This is a genomic window from Burkholderia sp. Ac-20392 (assembly GCF_017104585.1).
Lineage (GTDB): Bacteria > Pseudomonadota > Gammaproteobacteria > Burkholderiales > Burkholderiaceae > Burkholderia > Burkholderia lata.
The window spans coordinates 1-6,368 of the sequence record NZ_JAAGPB010000467.1 but is presented as its reverse complement, the minus strand read 5'-3'; the positions used below and the strand labels follow the sequence as shown (position 1 = coordinate 6,368).

Sequence of the window (6,368 nt, the reverse complement as noted above, 5' to 3'; positions counted from 1 at the left end):
GCAGGCGCCGGCTGATAGCCGAAGCGGGCAGCCCGGTGGCAACGTGCCGCTGAGCCAGCTCGCCTGTGCGGGCTGCGGCGCCCTCAATGCGTCGGATGCGCGGTTCTGCGCGCAGTGCGGTGCCGCGCAGCGCGGCAAGTCCTGCAGCCGTTGCCACTCGGCGCTGGCGGCCGACGCGCGTTTTTGTCCCGGGTGCGGGACGCAGGCTGCGTAAGTCAGTGTGTCGGCCATGCGCGCCGGCGGCGTGTGAACGCCGGCCGGCGCGCTTCGTTTCAGGGGGGGGTGTAGCGCCTATCGATCAGCGCAGCGGCAGGTAGATCTCGGTACGCAGGTCGGCCGGCGCCGCATCCATCGGCGTATTGAGGTACAGCTCGAACGGCGGCGCGTCGGCGGCTTCGCGGCCCGAGTGACGCAGCCAGTCGCCGTAGAGCCACTGGTACGCCGTCTTCAGGTCCGCGTACGGCCCCGTATGCAGCAACACCGCGTATTCGCCGCCCGCCACCGTCGCGCGCTCCACCGGCGGCGCGGGTTCGACGTCAGGCGCCCCGTCGGCCGGCATGAAGCAGGCTTTCGCACGCAACTGCGCTTCGGGCGTCGTGTCCGGATCGTCGTAAAAAATGCCGATCATCTTCGCGCCGGGGCCGATCAACCCGTGCTGCCCGACCCACGCACCGATCCGCATGAACGCTTCGCTGACCTTCAAGTACGAACCGGTGTGCGCCACTGCATAGCCGTGTAATTCCGGTAGCTGCCGGATCTCGACTTCATGCTTGAACATGTCTTCTTCTCCTCGCTGTAACGGATAGATGGGCCGGTGGCTGCCCGTGCGCCGGTGCTGCACGGGAGGCACGCCGTATGCGTCGCGAAACGCCCGCGCGAACGCGTGCGTCGAACCGTAGCCCGCGCGCCGCGCGATTTCGTCGATCGGCCGTGCCGTGCAGACGAGATCCTCGGACGCGCGCACGATCCGCATCCGCCGCACCGTCAGCACGATCGACTCGCCATACAGCGCGCGATAGACGCGCTGCCAGTGATACGGCGACAGGCACGCGACTTCGGCGAGCCGGTTCAGGTCGAGCGGGCCATCGAGGTGCGCGTGGATGTATTCGTGGACGCGCGCCACGCTCGCCGCATAGCGAAGCCAGGCGGGCTGGTCGGGTTTCGTTGCGGCGGTCATCGGCGTGTCCGGGCGGGAACCGACGTCACGGTAGCACGGGCCGAATGGATAAATCTTGCGGAAATGCGTAGGAGGCCGATAAATCAGGCCCCATTTTATTTTGACGAAATGGGGTCTTGCCCCCCTGCGATCTATGACTAAAGTTAAAGACGGTGAAATCGGGTGATCGCGTCATTTTTCTCGGGTAAGTTGCTCCGTCGGGGCAGCACGTTTTTCGAAGTACGCAGGTAGTTCGTCGATGTTCAATCGCAACACCACGTTTTCGGGAGAAGAAGAAATGGATGCTTCCAGCTTCATCACGTCGCTGCAGACCACGCTAGGGGGGTATCTGCCAAAGATCGCCGGCGCGATCGGCATCCTGGTGATCGGCTGGCTGATCGCCGTCGTGGTGCGGGCCGGCGCGATGCGCCTGCTCGGCGCGCTGAAGGTCGATCAGCGGATCAACGAAAGCACCGGCCAGGGCGCCTGCGTCGAGCGCATCATCGCAGGCGGCCTGTTCTGGCTCGTGCTGCTGGTCACCGCGGTGGGCATCTTCAACGTGCTCAACCTGTACGCGGTCTCCAACCCGTTCTCGCTGCTCGTCACCCACATCGTCAACTACCTGCCGAACCTGATCGGCGGCGGGGCGCTGACGTTGATCGCGTGGCTCATCGCGTCGCTGCTGCGCAGCCTCGCGAACCGCGCGCTGAAGGCGAGCAAGATCGACGACAAGCTGTCCGAAGGCGCCGGCATGCAGCCGATGAGCGGTTATCTCGGCGACGTGCTGTTCTGGCTCGTGATCCTGATGTTCCTGCCGGCGATCCTCGCGTCGTTCGCGCTGTCGGGGCTGCTGTCGCCGGTGCAGGGGATGGTCGACAAGCTGCTCGCGATCGTGCCGAACCTGTTCGCGGCCGCGGTGATCGGCATCGTCGGCTGGATCGTCGCGCGCGTGCTGCGCGGCCTCGTGACGAACCTGCTCGTCGCCGCCGGCGCCGACCGCCTCACGCAGGGTCTCGACAGCCCGACGCCCGTGCGCGTGTCGAACCTGGTCGGCACGATCGTCTACGTGTTCGTGTTCGTGCCGACGCTGATCTCCGCGCTCGACGCGCTGAAGATCGACGCGATCTCGGTGCCGGCCACCAACATGCTGAACCAGTTCCTCGGCGCGGTGCCGGACATCGTCGCGGCGATCGTGATCGTGCTGGTGACGTTCTACTTCGCGCGCTTCGTCGCGTCGCTCGCGCAGAAGCTGCTCGAAGCCGCGGGCGCCGACGGGCTGCCGGCCGTGCTCGGCGTCGAGCGCGTGTTCTCGGGGATCCTGCAGCCGTCGGTGCTGGTCGCGCGGCTGATCGTGTTCTTCGCGATGCTGTTTGCGTCGGTCGAAGCGGCGAACCGGCTCGGCTTCTCGCAGGTGCGCGACGTCGTCACGCTGTTCATCGAATTCGGCGGCCATGTGCTGATGGGCGGCGTGATCCTCGTGATCGGCGTGTGGCTCGCGGGCCTTGCGCGCCGCGTGATCGAGCAGGCCGACCGCGAGCACAGCGTGCTGTTCGCACGCATCGCGCAATTCGCGATCCTGGGCCTCGTGTTCGCGATGGGGCTGCGCGCGATGGGTATCGCGAACGAGATCGTGCAGCTCGCGTTCGGCCTCGTGCTCGGCGCGATCGCGGTGGCGGTGGCGCTGTCGTTCGGCCTCGGCGGGCGCGAAGCGGCCGGCAAGCTGCTCGACCGCTGGTTCAACCAGCGCGGCGGCGGCCAGTAAGGCCACCGTCGAGCATCCGTCCGGCCGCGCTGCATGGCCGGACGGCGCTGCGGCAGCGTGTGTATCAAGCCGGGCGAGAACGGCACGTGACCGTTCCGTTCGTGCGGCGCCGCCCGCGCCCGGCTGTCGGCAGCAGGCTGCCGCTGTGTCGCCCGCGTGATGTCGGCTTCGTACCGATCGGCTTCGTCAGCCGTTCCGTGTCTGCATTTCCGTCAGCGAAATGTCAGCCGCGATCTTTGCCGAATTTCGATAACACGTCGTTTAATGACTCTCTAGCATCGATTCTCAGTCGCGCAGGCCGCCAGGCCCGGCGCCTTTGAGGAGAGAGTCCGATGAAAGCAGAGTCGAATGGCCGGCCCGCCGCCGGCGCCAAGTCGTCCGGCCAGCCCGCGCTGCAGCAGACGCTCGGGACCTGGCAACTGTGGGGTATCGCGGTCGGCCTCGTGATTTCCGGCGAATACTTCGGCTGGAGCTACGGCTGGGCGAGCGCCGGCACGCTGGGCTTCGTCGTCACCGCGCTGTTCGTCGCGGCGATGTACACCACCTTCATCTTCAGTTTCACCGAGCTGACGACGTCGATCCCGCACGCGGGCGGCCCGTTCGCGTATGCGCGCCGTGCGTTCGGCCCGACCGGCGGCTATCTCGCCGGCGCTGCGACACTCGTCGAGTTCGTGTTCGCGCCGCCCGCGATCGCGCTTGCGATCGGCGCGTACCTGCACGTGCAGTTCCCCGGCCTCGAGCCCAAGCATGCGGCGATGGGCGCGTATCTCGTGTTCATGGCGCTGAACATCGTCGGCGTGCAGATCGCGGCGACCTTCGAGCTGGTCGTCACGCTGCTCGCGATCTTCGAGCTGCTGGTGTTCATGGGCGTCGTGTCGCCGGGCTTCGCGTGGAGCAACTTCATGAAGGGCGGCTGGTCGGGCGCCGACCATTTCAGCGTGGGCGCGTTCCACGGGATGTTCGCGGCGATCCCGTTCGCGATCTGGTTCTTCCTCGCGATCGAAGGCGTCGCGATGGCCGCCGAGGAAGCGAAGAACCCGAAGCGCTCGATCCCGATCGCGTACGTGGCCGGGATCCTGACCCTCGTTGCACTCGCGATCGGCGTGATGGTGTTCGCCGGCGGCGCGGGCGACTGGACCAAGCTCGCGAACATCAACGACCCGCTGCCGCAGGCAATGAAGTACATCGTCGGCGCGAACAGCGGCTGGATGCACATGCTGGTGTGGCTCGGGCTGTTCGGGCTGGTCGCGTCGTTCCACGGGATCATCCTCGGCTATTCGCGCCAGATCTTTGCGCTGGCCCGTGAAGGCTACCTGCCCGAATGGCTCGCGAAGGTGCATCCGCGCTTCAAGACGCCTTACCGCGCGATCATCGCAGGCGGCGTGGTCGGCATCGCGGCGATCTACAGCGACGAGCTGATCCAGTTCGGCGGGCAGACGCTGACCGCGAATATCGTGACGATGTCGGTGTTCGGTGCGATCGTGATGTATATCGTGAGCATGGCGTCGCTGTTCAAGCTGCGCCGCTCGCAGCCGAATCTCGAACGGCCGTTCCGCGCGCCGCTGTACCCGATCTTCCCGGCGTTCGCGATCCTGGCCGCGCTCATTTGTCTCGGGACGATGGTGTACTTCAACGGGCTGGTCGCGCTGGTGTTCCTCGGCTTCCTCGCGTTCGGCTACGCGTACTTCCTCGCGACGCGTTCGCAGCGCGCGAGTGCGCCCGGCGACGTGCTGCTCGAGGAATGAGCAGGTGCAGGTGAACGGCCGTCCCTGACGGCATCCGGCGCGCCCCGTCGAACGGGCGCGCCGTCGGCTTTTGGCAAGGAGACTCGCAGATGTCCTATACGGAGACGATCGGTCCGCGCACGTACCGTTTCGCGGACCTGAAGACGCTGCTCGCGAAAGCGAGCCCGCTGCGTTCCGGCGACCAGCTCGCCGGTGTCGCGGCGGCGAGCGAGGAGGAGCGCGTCGCCGCGAAGATCGCGCTCGCGGGCGTGCCGCTGAAGGCATTCCTGAGCGAAGCGGTGATTCCGTATGAAGACGACGAGGTCACGCGCCTCATCGTCGACGATCACGATGCGCAGGCGTTCGCGGAAATCTCGCACCTCACCGTCGGCGATTTCCGCAACTGGCTGCTGTCGCCTGCGGCCGACGGCGCGGCGCTCGAACGGATCGCGCCGGGCCTCACGCCGGAGATGGTCGCGGCCGTGTCGAAGCTGATGCGCAACCAGGACCTGATCGCGGCCGCGAGGAAGCGCCGCGTCGTCACGCGTTTTCGCAACACGGTTGGGTTGCCGGGCCGGATGTCGGTGCGGTTGCAGCCGAACCACCCGACCGACGACGTGAAGGGCATCGCCGCATCGATGCTCGACGGGCTGATGTACGGCTGCGGCGATGCGATGATCGGCATCAACCCGGCCACCGACAGCCTCGCGGCGATCGTGAAGCTGCTCGCGATGATCGACGGCTTCCGCGAACGCTACGGCGTGCCGACGCAGTCATGCGTGCTCACGCACGTGACCAACACGATCGCGGCGGTCGAGAAGGGTGCGCCGGTCGACCTCGTGTTCCAGTCGATCGCGGGCACCGAGAAGGCGAACGCGAGCTTCGGCATCTCGCTCGCGCTGCTCGGCGAGGCGCGCGAGGCCGCGTTGTCGCTCAAGCGCGGCACGGTCGGCAACAACCTGATGTACTTCGAGACGGGGCAGGGCAGTGCACTGTCGGCGAACGCGCATTTCGGCGTCGATCAGCAGACCTGCGAAGTGCGCGCGTATGCGGTGGCGCGCAAGTTCGAGCCGTTTCTCGTGAACACGGTGGTCGGCTTCATCGGGCCGGAATACCTGTACGACGGCAAGCAGATCATCCGCGCGGGGCTCGAGGATCACTTCTGCGGGAAGCTGCTCGGCGTGCCGATGGGTTGCGACATCTGCTACACGAACCACGCGGAAGCCGACTCGGACGACATGGATACGCTGCTGACGCTGCTGGGTGTGGCCGGCATCAACTTCATCATGGGGATTCCGGGCGCGGACGACGTGATGCTGAACTACCAGAGCACGTCGTTCCACGACCAGCTGTACGTGCGCGAGGTGCTCGGCCTGCGCCGCGCGCCCGAATTCGAGGAGTGGCTGGAGACGATGGAGATCGCCGACGCGCACGGTGCGTTGCGCGCCGCGACGTCGCGTGTGCCGCTGCTCGCGGGCGCGAACGACTGGATGGGGATTTCGGCATGAGCGACGCCGTCGAAAAGAACCCGTGGGCGCAGCTGAAGTCGTTCACGAATGCGCGGATCGCGCTCGGCCGCGCGGGCAACAGCCTGCCGACCGCGCCGCTGCTCGCGTTCAACCTGTCGCATGCGCAGGCGCGCGACGCGGTGCACCAGCCGCTCGATGCGGACGCGCTGCGGCGCGAGCTCGACGCGGCCGGCTATGCGACGCTCGGCGTGCAGAGG

General features: G+C 66.9%; 6 protein-coding genes. 5 read left to right on the top strand and 1 reads right to left on the bottom strand.

The annotated features are described in order from the left end of the window. The coding region (locus tag G3N99_RS32165) for a zinc ribbon domain-containing protein (protein ID WP_206124389.1) at positions 1-214 on the top strand (214 nt) is incomplete at its 5' end. Between the two features lie 84 nt (positions 215-298). Here the strand turns inward: G3N99_RS32165 and G3N99_RS32160 are convergent. Then, entirely contained in the window at positions 299-1,177 is an 879-nt protein-coding gene (locus G3N99_RS32160; protein WP_174940194.1) for an AraC family transcriptional regulator, read from the bottom strand. Between the two features lie 277 nt (positions 1,178-1,454). Between G3N99_RS32160 and G3N99_RS32155 the strand changes: the two genes are divergently transcribed. From G3N99_RS32155 to G3N99_RS32140, 4 genes are all read left to right on the top strand, one after another. Further along, on the top strand, positions 1,455-2,918 hold the full coding sequence (locus G3N99_RS32155; protein ID WP_174940192.1) for a mechanosensitive ion channel: 1,464 nt from the start codon (positions 1,455-1,457) through the stop codon (positions 2,916-2,918). A gap of 332 nt (positions 2,919-3,250) precedes the next feature. Next, positions 3,251-4,663: an ethanolamine permease gene (gene eat, locus G3N99_RS32150; protein ID WP_174940190.1), complete on the top strand. Its 1,413-nt coding sequence runs from the start codon at positions 3,251-3,253 to the stop codon at positions 4,661-4,663. An 89-nt stretch (positions 4,664-4,752) separates the two neighbouring features. After that, positions 4,753-6,150, top strand: a complete 1,398-nt coding sequence (locus G3N99_RS32145) for an ethanolamine ammonia-lyase subunit EutB (protein WP_206124388.1) — start codon at positions 4,753-4,755, stop codon at positions 6,148-6,150. After that, a partial coding sequence (locus tag G3N99_RS32140; RefSeq protein WP_206124387.1) for an ethanolamine ammonia-lyase light chain EutC occupies positions 6,147-6,368 on the top strand: 222 nt, incomplete at its 3' end. The genes G3N99_RS32145 and G3N99_RS32140, both read left to right, overlap by 4 nt.

Coding starts and splice junctions, on each gene's coding strand:
- G3N99_RS32145 (WP_206124388.1), top strand. CDS start 4,753: ATGTCCTATACGGAGACGATCGGTCCGCGCACGTACCGTTTCGCGGAC.
- G3N99_RS32155 (WP_174940192.1), top strand. CDS start 1,455: ATGGATGCTTCCAGCTTCATCACGTCGCTGCAGACCACGCTAGGGGGG.
- G3N99_RS32160 (WP_174940194.1), bottom strand. CDS start 1,177: ATGACCGCCGCAACGAAACCCGACCAGCCCGCCTGGCTTCGCTATGCG.
- eat (WP_174940190.1), top strand. CDS start 3,251: ATGAAAGCAGAGTCGAATGGCCGGCCCGCCGCCGGCGCCAAGTCGTCC.